18 protein-coding genes and 4 pseudogenes are annotated in these 20,722 nt (G+C 65.4%); 9 read left to right on the plus strand and 13 right to left on the minus strand.

Translation table 11 applies throughout. The features are described from left to right. Window positions 1–104 precede the first annotated feature (104 nt). Both ACQP2U_RS18595 and ACQP2U_RS18600 read right to left on the minus strand, forming a co-directional pair. Window positions 105–1,970 carry an ATP-binding protein gene (locus ACQP2U_RS18595; RefSeq protein WP_433715805.1) on the minus strand — a complete coding sequence of 622 codons (1,866 nt, stop codon included), beginning with the start codon at window positions 1,968–1,970 and terminating at the stop codon, window positions 105–107. Window positions 1,971–2,098: 128 nt separating this feature from the next. After that, window positions 2,099–2,740 carry an MBL fold metallo-hydrolase gene (locus tag ACQP2U_RS18600; RefSeq protein WP_396958999.1) on the minus strand — a complete coding sequence of 214 codons (642 nt, stop codon included), beginning with the start codon at window positions 2,738–2,740 and terminating at the stop codon, window positions 2,099–2,101. Window positions 2,741–2,811: 71 nt separating this feature from the next. Between ACQP2U_RS18600 and ACQP2U_RS18605 the strand changes: the two genes are divergently transcribed. Together ACQP2U_RS18605 and ACQP2U_RS18610 are read left to right on the plus strand one after the other, a co-directional pair. Beyond that, window positions 2,812–3,309, plus strand: a complete 498-nt coding sequence (locus ACQP2U_RS18605; RefSeq protein WP_433715806.1) for a MarR family winged helix-turn-helix transcriptional regulator — start codon at window positions 2,812–2,814, stop codon at window positions 3,307–3,309. Between the two features lie 2 nt (window positions 3,310–3,311). Beyond that, window positions 3,312–3,962, plus strand: coding sequence for a fumarylacetoacetate hydrolase family protein (locus ACQP2U_RS18610; protein WP_364358761.1), 651 nt, complete (start codon window positions 3,312–3,314; stop codon window positions 3,960–3,962). Window positions 3,963–4,316: 354 nt separating this feature from the next. Here ACQP2U_RS18610 and ACQP2U_RS18615 read toward each other — a convergent pair whose 3' ends face one another. Genes ACQP2U_RS18615 through ACQP2U_RS18625 form a run of 3 tightly spaced genes read right to left on the minus strand, consistent with a single transcriptional unit; the run spans window position 4,317 to window position 6,134 of the window. Next, entirely contained in the window at window positions 4,317–4,847 is a 531-nt protein-coding gene (locus ACQP2U_RS18615) for a lyase family protein (protein WP_433715807.1), read from the minus strand. Further along, entirely contained in the window at window positions 4,822–5,130 is a 309-nt protein-coding gene (locus tag ACQP2U_RS18620) for a hypothetical protein (RefSeq protein WP_433715808.1), read from the minus strand. The genes ACQP2U_RS18615 and ACQP2U_RS18620 overlap by 26 nt, the downstream gene beginning before the upstream one ends. Before the next feature lie 2 nt (window positions 5,131–5,132). After that, on the minus strand, window positions 5,133–6,134 hold the full coding sequence (locus ACQP2U_RS18625; protein ID WP_433715809.1) for a helix-turn-helix transcriptional regulator: 1,002 nt from the start codon (window positions 6,132–6,134) through the stop codon (window positions 5,133–5,135). A 112-nt stretch (window positions 6,135–6,246) separates the two neighbouring features. Here ACQP2U_RS18625 and ACQP2U_RS18630 point away from each other — a divergent pair, with 112 nt between their 5' ends. The 3 genes and pseudogenes from ACQP2U_RS18630 to ACQP2U_RS18640 form a co-directional block, all read left to right on the plus strand. Next, on the plus strand, window positions 6,247–6,714 hold the full coding sequence (locus tag ACQP2U_RS18630) for a VOC family protein (RefSeq protein ID WP_433715810.1): 468 nt from the start codon (window positions 6,247–6,249) through the stop codon (window positions 6,712–6,714). 138 nt (window positions 6,715–6,852) lie between these two features. Continuing rightward, complete coding sequence (locus ACQP2U_RS18635; RefSeq protein ID WP_433715811.1) at window positions 6,853–7,344, plus strand: MerR family DNA-binding protein; 492 nt, start codon at window positions 6,853–6,855, stop codon at window positions 7,342–7,344. Between the two features lie 114 nt (window positions 7,345–7,458). Next, window positions 7,459–7,693, plus strand: a pseudogene (locus ACQP2U_RS18640) (transposase); the annotation flags it as partial. A 3-nt stretch (window positions 7,694–7,696) separates the two neighbouring features. Here the strand turns inward: ACQP2U_RS18640 and ACQP2U_RS18645 are convergent. The 5 genes and pseudogenes from ACQP2U_RS18645 to ACQP2U_RS18665 all read right to left on the minus strand — a co-directional run. Next, window positions 7,697–7,904 (minus strand): annotated as a pseudogene (locus tag ACQP2U_RS18645) (IS3-like element ISMyma10 family transposase); the annotation flags it as partial. Between the two features lie 12 nt (window positions 7,905–7,916). After that, window positions 7,917–8,664: pseudogene (locus ACQP2U_RS18650) on the minus strand (transposase family protein). A 162-nt stretch (window positions 8,665–8,826) separates the two neighbouring features. Continuing rightward, window positions 8,827–9,336 carry a hypothetical protein gene (locus ACQP2U_RS18655; RefSeq protein WP_433715812.1) on the minus strand — a complete coding sequence of 170 codons (510 nt, stop codon included), beginning with the start codon at window positions 9,334–9,336 and terminating at the stop codon, window positions 8,827–8,829. Then, window positions 9,315–9,836, minus strand: a pseudogene (locus ACQP2U_RS18660) (hypothetical protein); the annotation flags it as partial. The gene ACQP2U_RS18655 and the pseudogene ACQP2U_RS18660, both read right to left, overlap by 22 nt. Before the next feature lie 759 nt (window positions 9,837–10,595). Beyond that, window positions 10,596–11,018: a VOC family protein gene (locus ACQP2U_RS18665; protein WP_433715813.1), complete on the minus strand. Its 423-nt coding sequence runs from the start codon at window positions 11,016–11,018 to the stop codon at window positions 10,596–10,598. Between the two features lie 103 nt (window positions 11,019–11,121). Between ACQP2U_RS18665 and ACQP2U_RS18670 the strand changes: the two genes are divergently transcribed. After that, window positions 11,122–12,117, plus strand: a complete 996-nt coding sequence (locus ACQP2U_RS18670; protein WP_433715814.1) for a helix-turn-helix transcriptional regulator — start codon at window positions 11,122–11,124, stop codon at window positions 12,115–12,117. Between the two features lie 917 nt (window positions 12,118–13,034). Here ACQP2U_RS18670 and ACQP2U_RS18675 read toward each other — a convergent pair. Continuing rightward, complete coding sequence (locus ACQP2U_RS18675) at window positions 13,035–15,044, minus strand: APC family permease (RefSeq protein WP_433715815.1); 2,010 nt, start codon at window positions 15,042–15,044, stop codon at window positions 13,035–13,037. A gap of 128 nt (window positions 15,045–15,172) precedes the next feature. On the opposite strand from ACQP2U_RS18675, the gene ACQP2U_RS18680 reads away from it, so the two are divergent. Further along, window positions 15,173–15,526 carry a winged helix-turn-helix transcriptional regulator gene (locus ACQP2U_RS18680; protein ID WP_433715816.1) on the plus strand — a complete coding sequence of 118 codons (354 nt, stop codon included), beginning with the start codon at window positions 15,173–15,175 and terminating at the stop codon, window positions 15,524–15,526. Window positions 15,527–15,862: 336 nt separating this feature from the next. Then, window positions 15,863–16,141 carry a hypothetical protein gene (locus ACQP2U_RS18685; RefSeq protein WP_433715817.1) on the plus strand — a complete coding sequence of 93 codons (279 nt, stop codon included), beginning with the start codon at window positions 15,863–15,865 and terminating at the stop codon, window positions 16,139–16,141. A 254-nt stretch (window positions 16,142–16,395) separates the two neighbouring features. On the opposite strand, the gene ACQP2U_RS18690 is transcribed toward ACQP2U_RS18685, so the two are convergent. After that, window positions 16,396–17,244 carry an alpha/beta fold hydrolase gene (locus ACQP2U_RS18690; protein WP_433715818.1) on the minus strand — a complete coding sequence of 283 codons (849 nt, stop codon included), beginning with the start codon at window positions 17,242–17,244 and terminating at the stop codon, window positions 16,396–16,398. A gap of 126 nt (window positions 17,245–17,370) precedes the next feature. On the opposite strand from ACQP2U_RS18690, the gene ACQP2U_RS18695 reads away from it, so the two are divergent. Continuing rightward, a complete protein-coding gene (locus ACQP2U_RS18695) occupies window positions 17,371–17,787 on the plus strand; it encodes a hypothetical protein (RefSeq protein WP_433715819.1) in 417 nt (138 codons plus the stop codon). 385 nt (window positions 17,788–18,172) lie between these two features. Here ACQP2U_RS18695 and ACQP2U_RS18700 read toward each other — a convergent pair whose 3' ends face one another. Next, complete coding sequence (locus ACQP2U_RS18700; RefSeq protein ID WP_433716521.1) at window positions 18,173–20,047, minus strand: potassium transporter Kup; 1,875 nt, start codon at window positions 20,045–20,047, stop codon at window positions 18,173–18,175. Window positions 20,048–20,722: the final 675 nt, after the last annotated feature.

The raw sequence follows: 20,722 nt of genomic DNA on the forward strand, positions 1-20,722 counted from the left end.
CCCACGACCTCGATATTCGACCGGCAAGCCGGGGGTTATTCGGTTCAGAGCACCTTCCACCATTTCAGAGCTACTGGCGGCGTGTCTCGCGTGAATGGCCGAGGTCAGCGTCCTCGAGGGTGTGCCGATCGGCTCCGGTCGGCGACCCAGGCGGCGATCTGGGCGCGATTGGTGAATCCGAGCTTGGTCAGGATGTGTTCGACGTGTCCGTCGGCGGTGCGCTGGGAGATGTGCAGGCGGGCGGCGATGGCTTTGTTGGTCAGGCCGTCTGCGACGAGGTCGGCCACCTCCCGCTCCCGGGTCGTCAGCTCGGACGGACCCGGACCGCGAGTCGCAGCCTGGGGATGCTCGCCCAGGGCGTAGCCGATCGCGGCGTCGAGATCCATTGCGGCGCCTTCGTGATAGGCGGCATCGAAGTATCGCTGCCCGAGCGTGCGACGGGCCGCTCGTTCGCAATCCTCGCCATGGACCACCAAGCTCGGGAAGAACACCACGGAGGCGCCCGTCAACTGGTGCAGTGCCTTTGTGGCGCCCAGCAACACCGCGGCGAGCCGCGCGGTGCCGCCCTGGACTCCCAGAATCCACGCCAGTGTTTCCAGGGCTGTCGAGGCCATGAGCGGGTCTTTCTGCTGCCTGATCAGTGGCAGCCACTGCCGCAACTGCCGCAGCGCACCGTCGCGATCACCGTGGCGCCACGCGGCAACCACCGTGCCCCACAAGGCATATGACCGATGCATGTAATCGCCATATGATTCGGTGATTGCCAGGCCCTTCTCGTGGTACGAGAGAGCTGTTGCGCTGTCTCCCTCCAATTCGTGAGTCCATCCCAGCCCGAGCAGGGCGAAGACCTGCCCGGAGACGTCGTCCTCCGCAGTGAACGACTCGACGGCAGCTTCCAGGGGTGCGCGTGCTTGCGGTAGGTCGCCGCTGCGAACCGCGTAGAGGCCGAGAGCTAGCCCCGCGAATCCGTGCACGATCGGTCGCTCGGTCTGTTCGGCCAGCTCCTGCACCTGTGCGACCAGTGCGGCCGCCGCGGTGCGGTCGTCCTGGGATACGGCCACCAGGACGGCACGCCACAGCGCCTTGGCGCGGACGGCGGTAGCGGGCGCGGGCCGTCTGGCGAGGGTGAGGTCGAGCCAGTGCCGCGCCTCGCCGACCTGGCCTCGGGAGAACCAGAACGGTTGCAGCGCTGCCGCTATCGACAACGCGGCGTCGGGTTCCGCTTCGGTGTCGGTCAGGCAGAAGTCCAGTGCCTGGCGCAGGTTGGGTTGTTCGCGGTCGAGGCGGGCGATCCAGTCGAGTTGGCGGGGGCTGAGCCAGTCGGCGTCGGCGTCCAGGGCGAGCTTTCGGTACCAGTTCAGGTGTCGGCGTCGCAGGTCGGCGTACCGGCCCGCTTCATCGAGTTTGTCGAGGCCGTAGTCGCGAACCGTCTCGAGCAGCCGGAACCGCACCACCGGGCCCGACTGCTCGCAGATCAGGATGGACTTGTCGACCAGGCCGGTGATTACGTCGAGCAGGTCCTCCGCTGCGAGGTCATTCCGGCACACTTGTTCGGCGTCGTCGAGTTCGAAGTTGCCGGCGAACACCGACAACTGGGCCCACACCTGTTGTTCGGCCGGGGTGCACAGGGAGTAACTCCAGTCGATGCACAACCGCAGGGTCTGCTGTCGGTTGGGCGCGCTGCGGCTGCCGTGGGTCAGCAGTGCGTATCGGTCGGTGAGCCGCTCCAGGATCTGTTCGGGTGACAGTGTCCGCAGCCGGGCCGTGGCCAGCTCGATCGCCAACGGCAGCCCGTCGAGGTGGCGGCAGATCTCGGTCACCGCGGTGAGGATGTCCTCGGTGAGCGCAAAGCCCGGCACTGCGGCGGCGGCACGTTCGACGAACAGAGCGACCGCGTCACAGCGGGCAGCACTTCGCAGCGAGGGCTGCCGATCTGAGAGATCTGCTGCGCTGTCAAGCCAAACCCTCACATTCGCCCCCGGCCCGAAGCCCTCGACCAGGACATCCTTCCAGCCACCGAGTCACCAACCTCTCTCATGTCCGTACATCTAGATAAGGGGCGGTGGGTAGCCCGGACCATCCGTGTTGATGTGACCCGCTACACCGTGATCGCATCGGAGACAGGGACGATGGTCAGCGGGACCTCGCTCAGCATGGCCGGGCTCAGAAAGCGTGCCATCGACTGTTGCCCGATGTCGCTGAGCATGATTTCGTGGATCTGGATGAGCTGCTTCGGTGCGATCTCGCGCACAAAGTCGACCGCGGCCGCGACTCTGGTCCAGGGCCCGCTGGTCGGCAGCAGTAGCGTCTCGACCGGCGCGGAGGGGACGTGGTAGGCGTCACCGGGGTGGTAGACGCGGCCGTCGACGAGGTAGCCGACATTCGCGCCGGCGGGAATGTCGGGATGGATCTCGGCATGCCGGTCACCGACCGCCGCAACGTCGAAGCCCGCGACGGTGAAACGATCGCCGGCGGCCACAACGCTGACCTGGTCACACCGGTCAGCCCAACGCCCGACGGCGGCGGCCGGTCCGTAGACCCGCAGCTCCGGACGGGTTTCCAGGGCTTTGTCGATCACCGCCTCGTCGAAGTGATCGAAGTGGTCGTGGGTGATCAGGATCGCGTCCGCGGCGGCAACAACCGCCGCCGCGTCCGGGGTGAAGGTCCCCGGGTCGACAACGATCCGGCCACCGTCTCCTACCAGCGATACGCAGGCATGGGCATGCTTTATCAATTGCACGGTCAGCTCCTCGGTTCAGATGTACAGGCTGTACTGTACAGGCCTTGCTGTATATCGGCTAGACTGGTGCTATGAACGACACGTCCTCGACCCCACCGGCGCCTACCGCCGACGAATTGGCCAGCCATTTGCGGCTCGCGGTCGGCGCTCTGGTCCGTAGTACGCGCGTGGCCGACCGGCTCGCCCCCATTCTCGCTGCGGTGCTGGACCTGCTCGACGTGCGCGGTCCGATGACCACCGCCGACCTGGCGGCGCGCAGGGGGGTCCGACACCAGACCATGGCCACGACGGTCAAGGAACTCGTCGAGGCGGGGTTCGTGGCCGCCGGTCCCGACCCGCGCGACGCGCGCAAGAAGGTCCTCACGCTCACGGCGGCGGGAAGCACCGCTATCAATGCCGATCGACGAGAGCGCGTCCACGTGCTCGTCGAAGCACTGCACCGGACCCTCACCGAGGACGAGCGTCGGGTGCTGGCGCATGCGTTGCAGCTCATCGATCGGATAACCGAAGCTGTTGCCGACATCTATCGGCCCGCGGCCGAGTCCCAACCTCTCACCGGAGCGTGGTGACCGTGCGGTGCACGACCGCCTCCGCACCGCTTCCGCGCCCGGGAAAAATCGTTGCCGTCGGTCTGAATTACGCCGCGCACGCCGCCGAAGTGGGGCGAGCGAGCGCCGAGACACCCCAGATCTTTTTCAAGGCGCCCGGTACTGTTATCGGACCCGGGGAGGCCATCGTGCTACCTCCGGAGTCCTCCCGCGTGGAACACGAAGCCGAACTCGGGATCGTCATCGGCCGCCGCATACGGCGAGTGGATGCCATCGCCGCCGTGGACGCCATCGCCGGATACTGCTGCGCCAACGACGTTTCGGCTCGCGACATTCAGCACGAGCTGGGCCTGCCGGATTACGCCAAGTCCTTCGACACTTTCTGCCCGCTGGGACCGATGGTCGCGGCTGCGTCCGTCGACGTTACTGCTCTGCGGGTGGAATGCCTGGTCAACGGCAGAATGCGGCAGTCGGGCCGCACCGCGGACATGCTCACCCCGGTCGGCGAACTCCTCGCCTATATCACCGCGGCGATGACACTGGAACCCGGCGATGTCGTGCTGACCGGAACCCCCGCTGGCTCGGGCGCCCTGTCGCCTGGTGATCGGGTCACCGTCAGGATCACCGGTCTGGGAAGTCTCACCAACCCGGTGACCGCCGAGGGGGAGCACTGAGCGACGGGCGCGCGAGACTTGCGGCACCCTTCTCCACGTCCCTGCGCGCTGGTGGACGGCTCGCGCGGTATTGGGATGGCCGACGCAGCCAGCGGGGTTCAGGTCACGGACGGACGCTAAGTTCTTCCGCCGTTCGTTGAGCGACGCGAGCGCATCGGCGTCTGTTTCCGTCTGCGCCGGTCGGCAATCTCCGTGCAGTGCAGCGACACTCGCTGCAGCGGCAGCGTCGATGCGGTCGTTCTTGCGGCTACCACGCGCGAAAGCTGTCGCACCCGGACGGTCGCGGCCGGCGCCACATCCACCACAGCCTCCCCCATCGTCACCAGCCACAGTGCCAAATGGTGACCGAGGCCTTCAGCGTTCTCCACCGCCCAGCTGCGTTCTGGCCATTGCCGTGCCCAGACCAGCAGCTGCCGATATCCGGCGTGGCTGGCGCCGACGCGGGTCGAGCCTCGGTCGGAGTTCGTCGTGGGATCGAGGGTTGTTGCGGTCTGGGTGGGGCTCGGCCAGTTCTCCGAACTCGGTCGAACACAGGGTGGCGACATCGGTGCCGATCTTGCCGACCGACCCGCCAATCGCGGCGAGCAGGCCGACGATCTCGGCGAAACCATCGCGGGCAACGTGCCAGGTGATCTCGGGGTCTCGCAGGCCGAGTTCCTCGGCAAGAGTCGCTCTCACTCGGAGGCCGTCCGGACCGGGACCGAGGGAGGCCAGGGTTCCCGTCGCACCTCCGAACTGAACCATCAGGTCCCTCTGTCGAGCCGCGGCCAGGCGGTCGGCGTGGCGGTCCAGGGCCGACAACCAGACGGCCACCCGGTCGACCGGAGGGCGGTGGAGTCCGTGCCCGCCGTCTCTGGGATCAGCTACGATTCGCTGCTCGCTCATGCGCGCCCGGCAGATGGGGAAACCCGTTGAGCGGCAACAGGATCGGCGCGCACATCAAGTACCGCGAGTTCCTGCTCTGCGGGGCATGCGACGAATACGTGTCCTGACCGCCAGGAACGCTCACCGCCGCCTCCGAATGGGAGATCCACACCTGCCCCGAAGGACGTGGCACCCAGATCAGCACCGTCCCAAGGTTCTGGTCCGACCCGGGCCAGGCCACCGAATGGTTCGACGGCTGATCGGTGCGCCACACCCACGCGAGTTCTTCCGATGCTTCGAACATGCTTATGTCCCTGGGCGTGCGGCGCGCGCGGCGCGCTGGGACAGGGTGGCGAAGGCGTCACGCAGCGGGTCCGGGCCGATGACCTCGATCTCGGTGTCGAAACGCGCCAGCGTCGCGGCGAGTGCGGCCCAGGACCAGGAACCGGTCAGCAGTCTGGAGCGGGCGGGGCCGAGTTCCTCGACGACTGCGTCGCCGGCGAACGGGGCGACCTGTGCGGCGGGTAGGTCGAGGACCACCTCACCGCGACAAGGCCAGGTGTCGGTGCTGTCGGAGCCTTTGAACCGGGCGGACAGGAACGCGGCGACGTCGCCCCCCGGCACATGCCGGGGGCTGAAGCGCGGCCCGTTGGGAACGCGCAGCGCCATCCGATCGGCACGATAGATCCGCCAATCCTGGCGCTCGGGATCCCATCCGATCGCATACCAGCGTCCACCCCGGACCACAAGGTGATGCGGCTGCACCCGCCGCGCCGGCCGCAACCTGGGATCCTGCGGCCCTGCCGCGGACCGGTAGTCGAACCGCACCTCCTCCGCGGACCGGACGGCGGCGCTCAGCGCGAGCAGAACGGCGGTGTCGACCTGGAGATCGGCGCCGCGCCCGGCCGATTCGACCACGGTCACCTCGAGGGCGTCGACGCGTCGCCGCAGGCGCGACGGCAGGACCTGCCGCACGGTCGCCAAAGCGCGGGCAGCGGCCTCTTCGATACCCGCTCCGGTCCCGACCGCGATCCGCAACGCCACCGCGAGCGCGACCGCCTGCTCGTCGTCGAACAACAGCGGGGGCAGCTCGCTGCCCGCCTCGAGCCGATAACCACCCTCGGGTCCCTTGACCGCCTGGACGGGGTAACCGAGCTCGCGCAGCCGATCGACGTCACGGCGAACCGTGCGCTCGCTCACCTCCAGCCGCTGGGCGAGCAGCGCACCCGGCCAGTCACGGCGGACCTGCAGCAACGACAGCAGCGAGAGCAGGCGGCGGGAGGTCACCTTCGACGACGCGGTCGGCATGGGGACAGACTGCCATAAATAGCGGACGTTCCCTGACCTGTACTGCTGGCAGGGTGGCGTTGTCGCTGGAACCCTCCGGCGGCGAAAACACCTCCGAAGGGACCCGATCACCATGTCGGTACACGCTGTCGCCCACTTGAACTTCCACGGTCAGGCTCGCGCGGCCCTGGAGTTCTACCAATCGGTGTTCGGCGGGCAGACCACCATCGCCACCTACGGCGACTTCGGAATGCCCGCCGAAGCGCCCGACGCCACCAAGGTGGTGTTCGGACAGGTCATCGCCGACAACGGCTTCCGCGTCATGGCCTACGACGTGCCCGGTGCGGACACCCCGATCGCGCAGGGCGCGCCCACCACCCGCCGCGAGAACGGCGCCACCCTCACCACCGAACCGTTCTTCCTGTCCGTCCGCGGCGCCACCGTCGAGGAAGTCGGCGCGCTGTGGGGACGTCTCGTGGACGGGGCGAGCGTCATCGAGGAATTCCGCCCGGCGCAGTGGGCGCCCGGGTTCGGGATGCTGCGCGATCGCTTCGGCATCACCTGGATCCTCGACGTCGCTGCCGAGTACGCCCAGGCCTGACGCCCTTGCCCCGCGGTGCGACCGATCCGGACGCACCCGGGGTGCGCTCGCGAAGATCCGGATACAAAGCAGTACAGACGGTTTCGGGCGCTCCCTGAACCCGGCCCGCCGGCTGCCACCAACCACGCAGGAGACACCATGCACGCTCGGCCGCTCGGCCGCACTGGCATCCAGGTCAGCCCGTATGCCTTGGGCACCATGAAGTTCGGACGCTTCGGCAACCCCGACCACCAAGAGTGCATCCACATCGTGCACCGCGGCGGACGGCTCTTCGGACAGATCATGCACGGCGGCCGGATCAGCCATCCCGACACCACGGGCCTGCAACCGGTCGGTCCGTCGCCGGTGGCGGCGCGCGGGGTGCTGGTCTTCACCCCGACCGGCCCGCAGCCCGCCCCCGTAGTTCGCCTGCTCCAGCGGCTCTATGCCGCGGGGCTGTCGAGCAGCACCATCGCGGAACTGCTGCCGTGCGGCGATTCACCCAGCGCCGCACAGACGGACGAGACATGGGCGCGCCTGCTCAAAGAACGCGAACAGCTCCAACAGCACATCGCTGAGCTGCTCCGAACCCGCGACACCCTCGACGAGATCATCGAAACGAACCGCAGCCACCGGCAGACCTACTCCTAGGCCTCGGCCATTCGCGGTGATCTCGGCACCGCTTGCCGGAGGTGAGTGAAAGGTGCTCCTACCTACGATAATTCGACTTTTCTAGGGTTGAATTTCGCGGTGGTGGAGTACCTGGTGAGTGAATCTATGTCGTGGTACCCGTCGCTGAAAGTTGGCGGTGACGGGTCCGGGGTCGTGTCGCAGGCCGGAGCGGTAGTGCTGCTGCGCACGGCGGAGGAGGTCGGGCTGGATCGGGCGTTGTCGGGGCGCGCTGGCACCATTGCGCAAGCGGTTGGCCGCGCACGATCCGGGCAAGATCGTGCTGGATCTGGCCGTGTCGGTGGCCATCGGTGGTGACTGCGCCGCGGATGGCGACTTGTGCATAGTAGTCGGCTTCCTGCTCGACCGGTGGACGGCGAACGCGGCGGTGCATCAGCCGGGAGCTGTTGTACCAGGCCGCCCATTTGCTGGTGAGCTGCTCGACATCGGCCAAACCCTGCAGCGGACCGGTCCGGAACGGCGAGTCGTCGCGGATCGCTTCTGTCTTGTATAGCCCTAATTGTGTTCTCCGCCAACGCATTAGTGAGCCTCTTTCATCCTCGGTTGGCTTCGAGTTCGCGGATTTGGAAGGTGTGAATCGCTTTGGCGGGCTGTCCGGCCTTGTGCGGGCAAGCAGCGTAGCTTCCGTAGAACTCAGCAGCTCTTGAGCTGAGCGTTGGCGTTCACCGGGCACGCAGCCGTGCGTGGGCTCGATTGGCTTGCTTCTGCCCGCGCCCCTTGTACGGAGCGAGCAGGCCGTCGATACCGTGATAGCCCTTGTCCGCCAGCACGATCCATCCGCTGCGCTCGAGCTCGGCCACGATCTGCCAGATCCAGGCGGCCTTCGTATCGTGCACGCTGCCGGGCAATGCACCCGACACGCACACGACATCCCCGTCGGGTATGGCGATGACCTGCACGTTCATCCCTGGTGGCGGTGCCTTCCCGAGCAGTAGGGCCGGGCGGCGGCCACCCGCTCGATCGGGATCAGCGTGCCGTCCAGGATCAGACAGGCGTGCCCGTCGGTTTTCGCCTGCTTCAGCGCCGACCGCAACTTCGGGGCACGGGCAGCCAGCAATTCCACGGTCTCGCCGACGTAACGCCATGCGGTGGTCGTCGAGATGTCGAACCCGGCCCCGAGATCGGCGTAGGTCTCGGCTTTACGCAGGTGGCCCAGCACGAGCAGGGCTTGCCGGCCTGGGTCGAGCCCGAGCCGATCGCGCGGCGGCGCCGACGGATCAGCCCGGCGACGAAGTGAAAAGTCCGACGTGACAACGGCAGCGCGGAACAGTAGAACAACACGTGAAGCCTCGGGTACTCAGCAGTTTTGGTCGACAGCTGATCTACCAGGGGCTTCGCCCATCCTCACTCTGACACGCCATACCAATCACACTGAGGCACAGCCTCCTTCAGTCAGGATGAAAAAGGCTCACTATATGTGGAAGAAATATCACTTCCGTTTGATCAATTATTGACGCGCAACCACTCCGCGAATGCCCACAAGGGGAAATAGTGCCGAAAGTTGTCATAGTTAAGCATCGTGGTCCGACCGAAGACTCCGTTGTAGCCCTCGCGCACAAAATGACCGTCGCCGTGCTGGCGCTCGATCAGAAAGCGGATGCCATTCCTAACCCCTGGGTGGGCGGAGTAACCAGCCCGTATCAGAGCCAGCAACGTCCAGGCGGTCATCACCACCTGGCTTCCCTGCGACGGCTCATACCGCCTGCTGATGCAGCTCTCCGGAGCCTCCCCCCAACCGTTGTCGTCCTGCTGGATAGACAACAGAAATGCGCAAGCCCGTTCGATGCTTTGGTGTCCAACCGGCACTCCTGCCGCGAGGAGACCCCAGACGCCGAACCAGGTGCCATAGGTGAAGCAGACCCCCCAACAACCTTCGAAGCTGCCATCCTTCCGCTGTGAGTCGAGCAGATATTGTGCCAGGACATGGGTAGGGCCACCTGCCGTGCTTGGCAAAACGTCCGGCGGGGGTGGAGGGGTGACGAGTACGGCAGGAGCCAGACCTCGGGTGGGAGAGGATGAATTCCCTCGTAGTCGTACAGGCCCAGCAAACACAGCGAGAATTTTCCCCAGGACGCCGAGCGTAGCGGAGTGCCATTCTCATGGATCCACTCGCGCAGTCGCACGACTGTGGGTTCCTGCACGTCTTCACTCAGGATGCGGAGTGCAACGTACCCAAGGACAGAGGTGAAAACCGTTCCAGCTCCGCCCTCATACAATCCTATGCTGCCATCGGAGTTGACGGTGGACATTAGATGCCTGCGGATACGTGCAACTCTATCGATAGGCAGGCGGTACCCGGAAACCTGGCACAACACCACGTACATCGGCAGCAGGAATGCCGGACCACCATAGTGACCGCGCCAGCTGCCATCTGGTTCCTGACGCCTCTCCAGATTGTCGATGCCCCTTCGCAACGCTTCGGCTGCCAAATTCTCTAAGCTCGCAAGATTCATAACCGTCGAATCCTCACCGACGTCCTCAGGTCCGCCGCAAAAACACTCCCCGACGGGTACCTGCCGCCCAGCATCGATCAGTGGTTGCGCGATCAACCCCTCTGCTCAATCGTTTCTGCCGATCCGTGCGCCTATGCAGCTGCCGGGTTGCACGAGGTTGTGGCGTGTCCATGACACCCCTTCTCTTCAATTAATCCTTCGGAGGTATTTGACACCTGCCTGCGGCGGGCACGTCGTCACTGTTCGAGTGCGCGGCCGATCGTGGTGATTACCGAAGGGTATTCAACACTGTTCCGATAATCGGCAAGTAAGTGCGACATCATGGAACATCATCGTTGTGTCGGAATCGGATCATGATAGGTTTCCGGTAGGGGCGGGGGTAGTTTGGTTGGGCATCTGTGCGGATAGGGGGCAATCGTGGTTTCGTATTCCTTAGTCGCGTTGTGGGAGAATTCGGCGTGTGCAACGGTCGGCTCGACATATTGCCGATCAACACCCGCAAAGCCCACACGAATGGGAACAATGGGTGCGCGTCACGCTGGTGGCGATCCGCAAACAGCGCATCACCACCACGCGACCCGACGACTCGGACGATCGCCCTCTCATCCGCACCTTCTGCCGCCAGCGCGCACGCGCCACGGAGGCAAGAGATCCGGTGAATCAGCATGCCTCACAACGCCTCCGAGCTTGCTTGAGCCGTATGCCGGATGACTGGCACGTACAGTTCTGAGGGGGACCGGGCGCAGCAATGCGCCCGGTCTACCCGGCCGTATCGAGCGGATGTCGAACGGCGAATTTTGCGACGGCTTGCGCGGTGGCCGGGGTGAAGAGGTTGATCAGGTTGCCGTCGGGATCGCGGAACAGCAACGACCGGTTCCCCCACGGCATCGTCGTGGGCTCGTTGACGAAATCTTCGACCGCATCCCGCAACCGCCGGTAATCGGCATCGACGTCGGGGACCAGGAATTCGATGATCGCGGTGTGGTTGTCGGCTGGGCGCGCGCTGCCTGCCGCAAACAGCGCCACGGTGCGGGTGCTTCCGATCGCGAGGGTGCCGGCCGGTGTGACGATTTCGGCGAAATCTGGTGTAGCCCAGGTTGCTTCGACACCGGTCACCTGCTGATAGAAGCTGACCAACCGCTGGATGTCATCGGTGATCAGGCGGATCGAGACCAGATTCATTGCGTGCTCCTGCTGTCGGACGAGGCGGAAGTTCCGCCGCCGCATGCCACGGTAAAGTCAATACCGGACAGTTTCCGCCCGGTATAGATGCGAGAATTTCCCGATGACGCGCCCCACCGCCCGAGTGCTGGCCCTGCTCGAGCTGTTGCAGACCGGCGGCACCCATACCGTCGGTGAACTCGCCGGACGGCTAAGCGTCGATGAACGCACCGTCAGGCGATACGTCACCCATCTCACCGACCTGGATATCCCCGTCCGATCGGTTCGGGGCCGCTACGGGGGCTACCGGCTCGCCCCCGGGTACCGAATGCCGCCGCTGATGCTGACCGACGACGAGGCGGTGGCGGTGTTACTCGGACTCCTCACCAACCGCGGCGCCGACCGATCGACAGTTTCCGCCCGCGCAGCCCACAGCGCGACGGCCAAACTCCGCCGCGTCCTGCCCGCCCACCTGACGGCCCGGCTGGACGCACTGATCAACACCGTCGAATTCACCGCCGACGCTCGCCCGGAAGTCGCTGTCGAGACCGCCGTCCTGCTCCGGCTCGCCGAGGCCACCCGCGAGCACCGACCGGTCGCGATCGACTACACCGCCCGAAACGGGCGGCCCAGCGAGCGGACCGTGCACCCCTACGGGCTCGTCGACCACTCCGGCCGGTGGTACCTGACAGGGCAGGACAGCAACAGTGACGAACTACGCCAGTTCCGGGTGGACCGCATCACCGCGGTGACCACCCTGCCCGGAACGTTCACTCCGCCCCCCGGATTCGAGCCGGCCGCCCACCTGCTGTCCGCACTTGCCACCGCGCCCTACCGGCACGAGGTATCGATCCGAGTGCAGGGCACGCTCACCCAGGTCCGCCCGCTGCTCCCCACGACGATCGCGACCATGCACGAGATCGACTCACCGCCGGCCGACACGCGCCCGTGGGTCCGGGTCCGAATCCGGGCCGAACGACTCGACTGGATTCCCGCAGTCCTCGCCGGCCTGAACCGCCCGTTCGTCATCGAACACCCAGACGCCCTCAAAGACGCCGTACGCGCCCTGGCCCGCCGACTCACCGCGGCCGCCGACGGCAGATACCAACCCTACGGGTAGCACCTAGCAGCGCGAAGCGTCACCCAGATTGCCGTTGGCTGATCACTATGTCTCGGACCCGAGCGCCCAGGCCCTCGAACCGCCGCCGAACCACCGCCTGGTCCGCGAACGTCCGCACATAGCCGCATACCGCGCTGTGATCGAACCGGTCGGAGCGGGGCAGGCGACCTGCAGGCGGCTGTATCGATTCGAGGCCGACCGAACGCACCGCGCCATGACGATGACCGTGCAGCGGCCCTTGCTCGGAGACCGACTCGGCTACTCTGCGGATTTTTCGGTGCTCGAACGGCTCAGCCGCCGAAAAGCGCAGCACCGCACTGGCGTTAGCAGACGAGGCATTGAACCTACCCGAGCGAGCACACGCCAACGACGGGCTGGCTCGCGCGTACCGAGATCTCGGCGACGTCGATCGAGCGCGCGAATACGCCGGTATCGCGATGAGCCTCGTGTCGATGTCGTTTCCTTCATGCCCCGAATGCGGGTCCATGAACGCTCCTTACAACCGGCCGTGTCAAGCGAACCCGGAATTGCCCGCGCCACTGTGCGTGTTCCTCCGCGATGTTCGGCCGCGACTCGTGTCGGGCCGTGGTGGCGCTCGGGATTGCAGCTGGCGGTCAGGACGGCGATGACGTGCAGGCCAGCCGAGGGCGATGACCGTCACTCCCAACGGGGTGAGCAGGTCGGCGGCTTCGTTCACGCGACGTAGCAGCCGGTACTCGGCGGCCCGACGCGCGGCGGCCGATAGGCCACGCCGAACCCGGCCACCTCCGAGCAGCCCGCGCAATCCGACGCGCGGCGCGGTCGCGGCGGCGGGATTGTCGATTTGATGGGTGTGCTGATCAAGACCCTGTCCTGGAAGGGTGCCCGCGACCGCGACCAGAACCCGCCCGGAATTGACCGGTGCCCTTGCCGCCCGACTAGTTCGGCGTCGGCGGCGAGGTTGTGATGCCTTTGCGTACTTCGCCCGGGTGGTGCTCGACGCGCGACAAGTCCCGCGATGCCGAGGACCGCAGCTGCCACGGCACGCTGGTCACCATCACACCCGGCTCGAACAGTAACCGCGCCTTCAACCGTAGCGAGCTCTGATTGTGCAGCAGGTTCTCCCACCAATGCCCGACCACGTATTCGGGGATGAAGACGCTGACGACGTCACGGGGCTGGTCCCGGCGGAGCCTTTTGATGTAGTCGAGCACCGGGCGAGTGATCTCGCGATAGGGGGATTCGATCACCTTCAACGGAATGATCACATTGCGGCGCTCCCACTGCTGGTCCAGCAGGCGGGTATCGGCATCGTCGACGTTGACGGTGATCGCGGTCAGGGTGTCCGGGCGGGTAGCGCGGGCGAACTGCACCGCGCGCCGCGCCGCTTTGGTCCAGCCCGAGACCAGCACGATGGCATGCACCCGGCTGGGCAGGGTTTCCTCGTCACCGTCGGCGATGTCGAGTTCGGCGCGCACCGAGGTGTAATGGCGGTGGATGGAATACATCAACGCGACCAGCACCGGGATCGCGAACACCACCAGGTACGCGCCGTGGCTGAATTTGGTGATCATCACCACGACCAGCACGATGCCGGTGAAGCAGGAACCGAACGCGTTGATCGCCCTGGCTCGATGGATGCGACGCCGCTCGCCGGCCGTTGTGGCCGTGGCCAGTTCACGGTTCCAATGCCGCACCATCCCCGCCTGACACAGCGTGAAGGAGGTGAACACCCCGACGATGTAGAGCTGGATCAACCGGGTCGCCGAACCGTCGAAGGCGTAGATCAGCGCGCCCGCGACGACAGCGAGCAGGATGATGCCGTTGGAAAACGCCAACCGGTCACCGCGGGTGTGTAGCTGGCGCGGCATGTACCGATTCTGCGCCAGAATCGAATTCAGCAGCGGAAACCCGTTGTAGGCGGTGTTGGCCGCCAGGATCAGGATCAGCGCCGTGGTCACCATCAGGTAGTAGAAGACCACGCTGTTGCCTCCGAATACCGCCGCGGCGATCTGCGCGATGACCGTGCGCTGCGGATCGGTGTGGCAGTCGCCGGGGAACCCGATCAGATCGCAGGTGTCCTCGGTGACCCGGGTGCGGGAAATCATCGCCAGCGCGGTCACCCCGGAGAACATCGTGATCGAGATGATGCCCATCGCCGACATGGTGCGGGCCGCGTTGAGCGCCTTGGGTTTCCGGAACGCGGGTACACCATTGGAAATCGCCTCCGCGCCAGTCAACGCGGTACAACCCGAGGAAAAGGCGCGCAACACCAGAAACGCGACCGCCGCACCACTGAGCCCGATGTGGTGGGCATTGATCTCGTAGTGCGCGCTCTCGGCCACCGGCGCGTGACCGAACAGCGCTTGACCGAGACCCACCGCGATCATCACCAGCACACCGGCGACGAACGCATACGTCGGCACCGCGAACGCCCGCCCCGACTCCCGCACACCACGCAAATTCATCGCGGTCAACAAAGCGATGAACCCGATATTTATCGCCACCCGATGTGGATTCAGATCCGGAACCGCGGAGATGATGTTGTCCACGCCCGCCGCGACCGAGACCGCCACGGTCATCACGTAATCCACGAGCAGCGCCGCCGCGACCACCAGCCCCGGGACCGGTCCCAGATTCTCCGCAGCCACCTCATAGGAACCGCCACCGGACGGGTAGGCCTGCACCACCTGCCGGTAGGACAAAACGACCACCGCCAGCAACACCACGACCGCACCCCCCACCCACGGCGCCAAATGGATATAGGCAAGCCCACCCAAGGTGAGGATCAGCAGAATCTCTTGTGTCGCATACGCCACCGACGACAGCGGGTCACTGGCGAAAATCGGCAGCGCCAAACGCTTCGGCAGCAGCGTCTCACCGAGCCGATCACTACGAAACGGACGTCCGAGCACAAGACGCTTGACCACGTCGACCGGTGAAACCACGATGGGCCAGCCTAAGGCTCTCGACGCCGGCGCAGCCGTAGAGATTCCGTAAATAATTCGGCCCGATCACCAAAATCATGTCAAGAAGACACCTCGAGCAACTCATCCGCCGCTACCGTCCGAACATAATGTCCGCTCACACCCGCCGTTCGGTGGACGACCAACCCGACGACCTCGCGAGCTTGCGCGAGCTGGTAAGTCACCGCCACGTCGTCGAAGTCCTCGACGCGCTGTCGAGCCGCCCGCACGTCATCGCCGAGCTGGCCACCACCATCGCGGGCCGTCGCAGCGCGCTGATACCCGCGTTGCGGGTGCTCGCCGCGCACGGACTGATCACCAGCGCCAGCCCTGGCAGCTGGGACCGCCCTCCCACCGACGCGATCGGATTGACCAGCCGAGGCGTCGACACCGTCGCATCACTGTCGTACCTCGCCGTATGGACCGCACTCTATGAACACACCGATCACTCCTGCGAGCGATGAATCCGGGCACCGGACTCGCTGAACGTTCATAACAGGCACAACCACATGATCCAACCGACGACCCGCCGGACCCGAGGGGTGGCTGCTGGCCGAGTGCGGGAACAAGATCGCCAACGATCCAAGATCAGAGCACCCCGCCGACATGTTCAACTATCAAGGCTCAGAAGGCATTCCGGAAGGTCAATCGCGCAAGGCGTGCCGGATTCAGGGTTCTGACCCATGTGTTCCGCAGCCGAAACGTGGCCTGGCGCGGTCGCCGGAGGTGGTCCGGACTAGTCGATGGTTGGGTTGTAGAAGCCCCGGAGAGCAATCCGAACCACCGATAGGGTGGCTTTCATGACCGATTCTGATCTGTTCGACCTGCGAGCCAGGGCCGCCGCCGGCGATAGTGACGCGGCTGACGAGCTCGTCGAACTCGCTGGTGAGCGTGGCGATATGGACGAACTACGGCGCCTGGCTGCTGATGGCAACCGTGATGCGGTCGACCAGCTCGTTGAACTGGCATCCGAACGTGGCGACATCGCTGAATTACGGCGACTCGCCGCACAAGGCAACCGTGATGCCTCCGACCTGCTGGTCGAACTCGCCGAAGAGCAAAGCGACGACACGGAATAGATGTGCCGCTTGACGTTTCGGTGAGCACGCGCCCGACCAGGTCGATCGCCGAGGACAGGGCGATCGCGCCGTTGGTGGCGACCTTGTGCGGTTTGCTGGCGGCGGCTAGCAGGGACACGGCGCCGTAGGCGGCGGTGCGCAGGGTCGACTTGTCCTGCTCGGTGAGGGTAAGGGGCGTGTTCTCCTCCAAATCCTTTGTGATGGAATCCGATTGAACGGATCGATGGTCGAACGCGGCTGGTGCCTATGGCTGTCTAGATAGCTGCCGTCTCCCGGATGGCTTGGGCGACGGCACGGAAGTCTTTGCGCAGGATGTGGGAGTGGTTGCTCGCGACCTTCGCGCTCGCCGTGACGTTCGGGTTGTGGGCGAGCACCGGATCCAGTGAGGTCCGCACCTGTTCCATCTCCCCCTTCTGGCCCCCGAGGCTGTCACCGGTGGCCAGGACGAACCGCACCGGGCGGGTCGCGCGGTCGAGGACCGGCACGCTGGCGTCGGCGATCTCGTTGAGTTCGATGTTGACCTCGGCGTGCTGGGCGGCGGTCATCCGCGCGGCCATGCCGAACAGGCGCGTCAGCGGCAGCAGAAACCGCATCCGGTGGAACAGTTTCCGGATCCGCTCCGCGCCTTCCTCGCCGGTCAAGCCGCATGGAGCGGCGTCCACGGTCACCACCCCCAGCACACGGTCGGGATTGCGGTCGGCCCAATGCCACCCCAGCACGCCACCGTAGGACCAGCCCACCACGATCGCCCGCTGCTGCACCCCCCGCGCCGCGAGGACGGCATCGACATCGCGCAAGCACGCCTCGAAGGAGTAGTCCGCGGACTGCTTGGATTTCCCGCGGGCCCGCTCGTCGTAGGTGATATGCCGGAACCCGGGGCCAAGGTCGGCGATCACCCGCCGCCAGTGCGACTGATCAGCGTAGGCGCCGTTGAGATAGACGACGGGCTGGCCGGGACCACCGAGACGCAGCGGCGCCTCCTGACGGCCACCTAAGACCGTCTCATGTCGCCGATTTCGCCTTCGCCACCTGCCTGCGCCCTGCGGGCGCGGGGTGAACTTCGGCAGCAACGGCTGGGTCAGCGCCCACAGCTCTTCCGGCACAAGACGTTACGGCAGTTCATCGGTCACGAGTCGAAAATCTTGGAGCACAAACAATTCCGGCGCGCCGCAAACGAATCACAGCCACGGACGACGCGGTCTCAGGGCCGACGTGGTATGAACTTGTGAGTGACGAGCAGCCTCGAACCGGATCGTCCGGCGCCATTCGAACCGCGGCAGGACCTGGTAGAGCGTTCGGCACCGCTACTTCCCGCAGGCAGTGAGATCCGGCAGGTGTTCATCTGTCAGACCGCGCCGAGCTTCATCTTCTTCCTCATCACATATCTCACTGGTCTCACGATGTTCTGGAACAAGTATCGGTGCGTCGCAGTCACTGCGAACGCCATATACGTGCTGGAGAGCAGCAAGCTCTCGGGCGGCGCCAAGCCGCAGCAACTGATGGGCACCATGCCACGACACACCCAGCTCGGTCCGGTCTCCGGCCGATGGGGGCAGGTGAACATCCTGGGGCAGCGCCACTGGGTCCACAAGCGTTTCCACGACGCAATCGCTGCCGCCGACCATGAGGCTGGCCTTACCCGCTGAAGCGCGGGGCCGGTCAACCAGTTCCCGTACTCGACCTGTTCGGACACCCGCCAGTGACACGAGCCTCACTCGCCGCCCCACTCACCTGCTACCAGAAGGTCGCGGAGGCGGAATCAGCGACAGGAGACGCTGTCTAAGGGACTGCGAGCGGTGCGGAGTTGATCATCAATTGGTCCGGGAAGGAACCCAGAAATGGGCCCACTACGCCCGAGCCAGCTGGGCCGAATACCTCGCCCACGCCCGCCCGTGCCCCGATCCGGACTCGCCAACCTCACCCAATATTGCGGACGCTAACGCACGAACGTGCTGGGGTTCGGCAGGCTCAATATTGATGGCGTCCTTACACGGTTTCGACGGATGTCGGCGAGGGCAGATTCGATCGTGTTCACACCTCGACGCGCGAACCCATGATCACTGTCCGCTCGCCGGGCAGGCCGAAGTATTCGGCGGCGTCGGCGGTGATGTAGGAGGTGGCGATGAACAGTCGCTTGCGCCATGCCGCCATGGTCGGTGCCGGACCCTTCTTCAACTCGATCTTCGATAGGTAGTAGCTGGCACTATCGACCGAGATCCGGCCTTCGGTTTGGGTGGGGTCGAGCAGCCACAGCGTGTGCGGGACGTTCGGTGTCTCCATGTACCCGAAACGCGCTGTCACGTGGATGATTCCGTCGTCGCCGTAGCCGAGGGAATCAATCTCGGTGCGCTCAGCGTCCGGGACACGCGGCACCGGCACCGTGTCGATCGCCAGGATGACCACGTGCTCATGCAACACCAGGTTGTGTTCGACATTGGCGCGCATCGCCAGCGGCGTGGTCTGTTTCCCGCGGTTCAGGAACACCGCGGTACCCGGGATCCGCAGCAGCGGCGGCCGACGATCACGCAATTGATCGATGAACCCGCGCAGCGGCCCCTCCTTCTCCTCCCTTGCCCGGGTGACGACCGCACGCCCCCGCGCCCACGTGGTCATCACGATGAACGCCGTGACCCCGATCAACAGCGGCAACCACGCCCCGTGCACCAGTTTGGTCATATTCGCCGCCAGGAAGAGCAGATCGACCGCCAGCAACGGAACGGCGCCGAGCAGGACCAGCCACAGCGGGGCACCCCACTTGGCCCGAGCGATGTAGAAGAACAGCAGGGTCGTGATCGTGATCGTCGCGACCACCGCCATCCCGAACGCATACGCCAACGCCGCCGAACTCCGGAACGCGAACACCAGAGTGATCACCGAAACCATCAGCACCCAATTGATCCAGGGCACATAGATCTGCCCGATCGTCGACTCCGAGGTGTGCGCCACCCGCAACCGCGGCAGATAACCGAGCTGAGCGGCCTGCGACGCCACCGAATAGGCACCCGTGATCACCGCCTGGGAAGCGATCACCGTGGCAGCGGTCGCGATCAACACCATCGGCAGCCGCGCCCACCCAGGCGCCAACAGGAAGAACGGACTACTCACCGCGCTCTCATCACCGAGCAGCAACGCGCCCTGACCAAGATAGCTCAGCGTGCACGCCGGAAGCACCAACCCCAACCAGCCGCGCGTGATCGCCTTGCGACCGAAATGACCCATATCCGCGTACAACGCCTCCGCGCCGGTAACCGCGAGCACCACAGCCGCCAACGCGAAAAAAGCGATACCGAAATGCCCGACCATGAAACTCACCGCATACGTCGGCGAGAGCGCGCGCAGGATTTCCGGATGCCCGGCGATGCCACCCACCCCGCAAGCACCGATCGAGACGAACCAGACGATCATCACCGGCCCGAACAACCGACCGACCACCGCGGTCCCATGACGCTGCACCGCGAACAAACCCACGATGATCACCACCGTGAGCGGCACGATCACATCCTCCAACCCCGACTCGACGACCTTCACACCTTCCACCGCCGACAGCACCGAAATCGCGGGGGTGATCATGCTGTCACCGAAAAACAGTGCGGCACCGAAGATCCCGAGTGCCGCCAGCGCCGTAGCGGCACGACCACGCGCCCCACCCATCCGGCGCAGCAGCGTAATCAACGCCATGATCCCGCCCTCACCGTCGTTGTCGGCGCGCATCACCAAGAGCACGTAGGTCAGCGTGACGATCAGCATCACCGACCAGAAGATCAGCGACACTATCCCGTACACATTCGCCGAACTGATCGGCACCGGATGCGGATCATCCGGGTTGAACACCGTCTGCAGGGTGTAGATCGGGCTAGTACCGATATCGCCGAACACCACCCCGAGCGCACCGACCACCACCGCCATCCCAGCCGAATGCGGACCATTCGCTGCGCGCGCCGACTCGGCGACTGGAGACTCCGTGCTCATGCCTCACTCCTCGTTTGCCTCAGTCCGCACGCGATCATGGCGGGGACCACGGCGATGTCACCGTAACCGACTCAGTGGTCTGTCACATCTCATCGATCACACGCGTGTGTCGCCACGTTATCGGGCGGTTTGTGTTGCCAGTTAAGAGAGCCTGAGCCTCTGCTCAGCGAAGTCGCTGCGGATCCGCCGGATGGCCGTTATTTCACGCGAGGCTGGACCCAGCGCAGGCTGAGGTCGTCGTAGTTCGGGACCCCTCATCGAGCCGTGCACGCGCACCCCTGGTAGCTATTCGGTCCTTGCGCTATTCCTCTGCATGATCGGAGATGCCTGACGAGCGCCGGTCGGTGCAACCACTGGAAGCACTCCGGCTGGCGCGGTCTCGGAGGTATGCGGGCCGCAAGCGCTGTTCCGGGCTGATCTTTGGAGGCTGGAAGGTGTTTGGCCGCCGGCACGCCGATCGGGGTGCGGAATCGAGCTCGCCCAGGGTGCCCGATGAGTGCTGTCCCGACGACTGTCGCGAGCATCGCTGCCCACACGCGACCGCGACCCACGGCCGCTCCGCGACGACCTCTCCGATCCGGGCGCGAGGTGTCTCGGCACCTACTGTGTGTT

Origin of the sequence: Nocardia sp. CA-084685 (genome assembly GCF_050955785.1) — a bacterium.
Lineage (GTDB): Bacteria > Actinomycetota > Actinomycetes > Mycobacteriales > Mycobacteriaceae > Nocardia.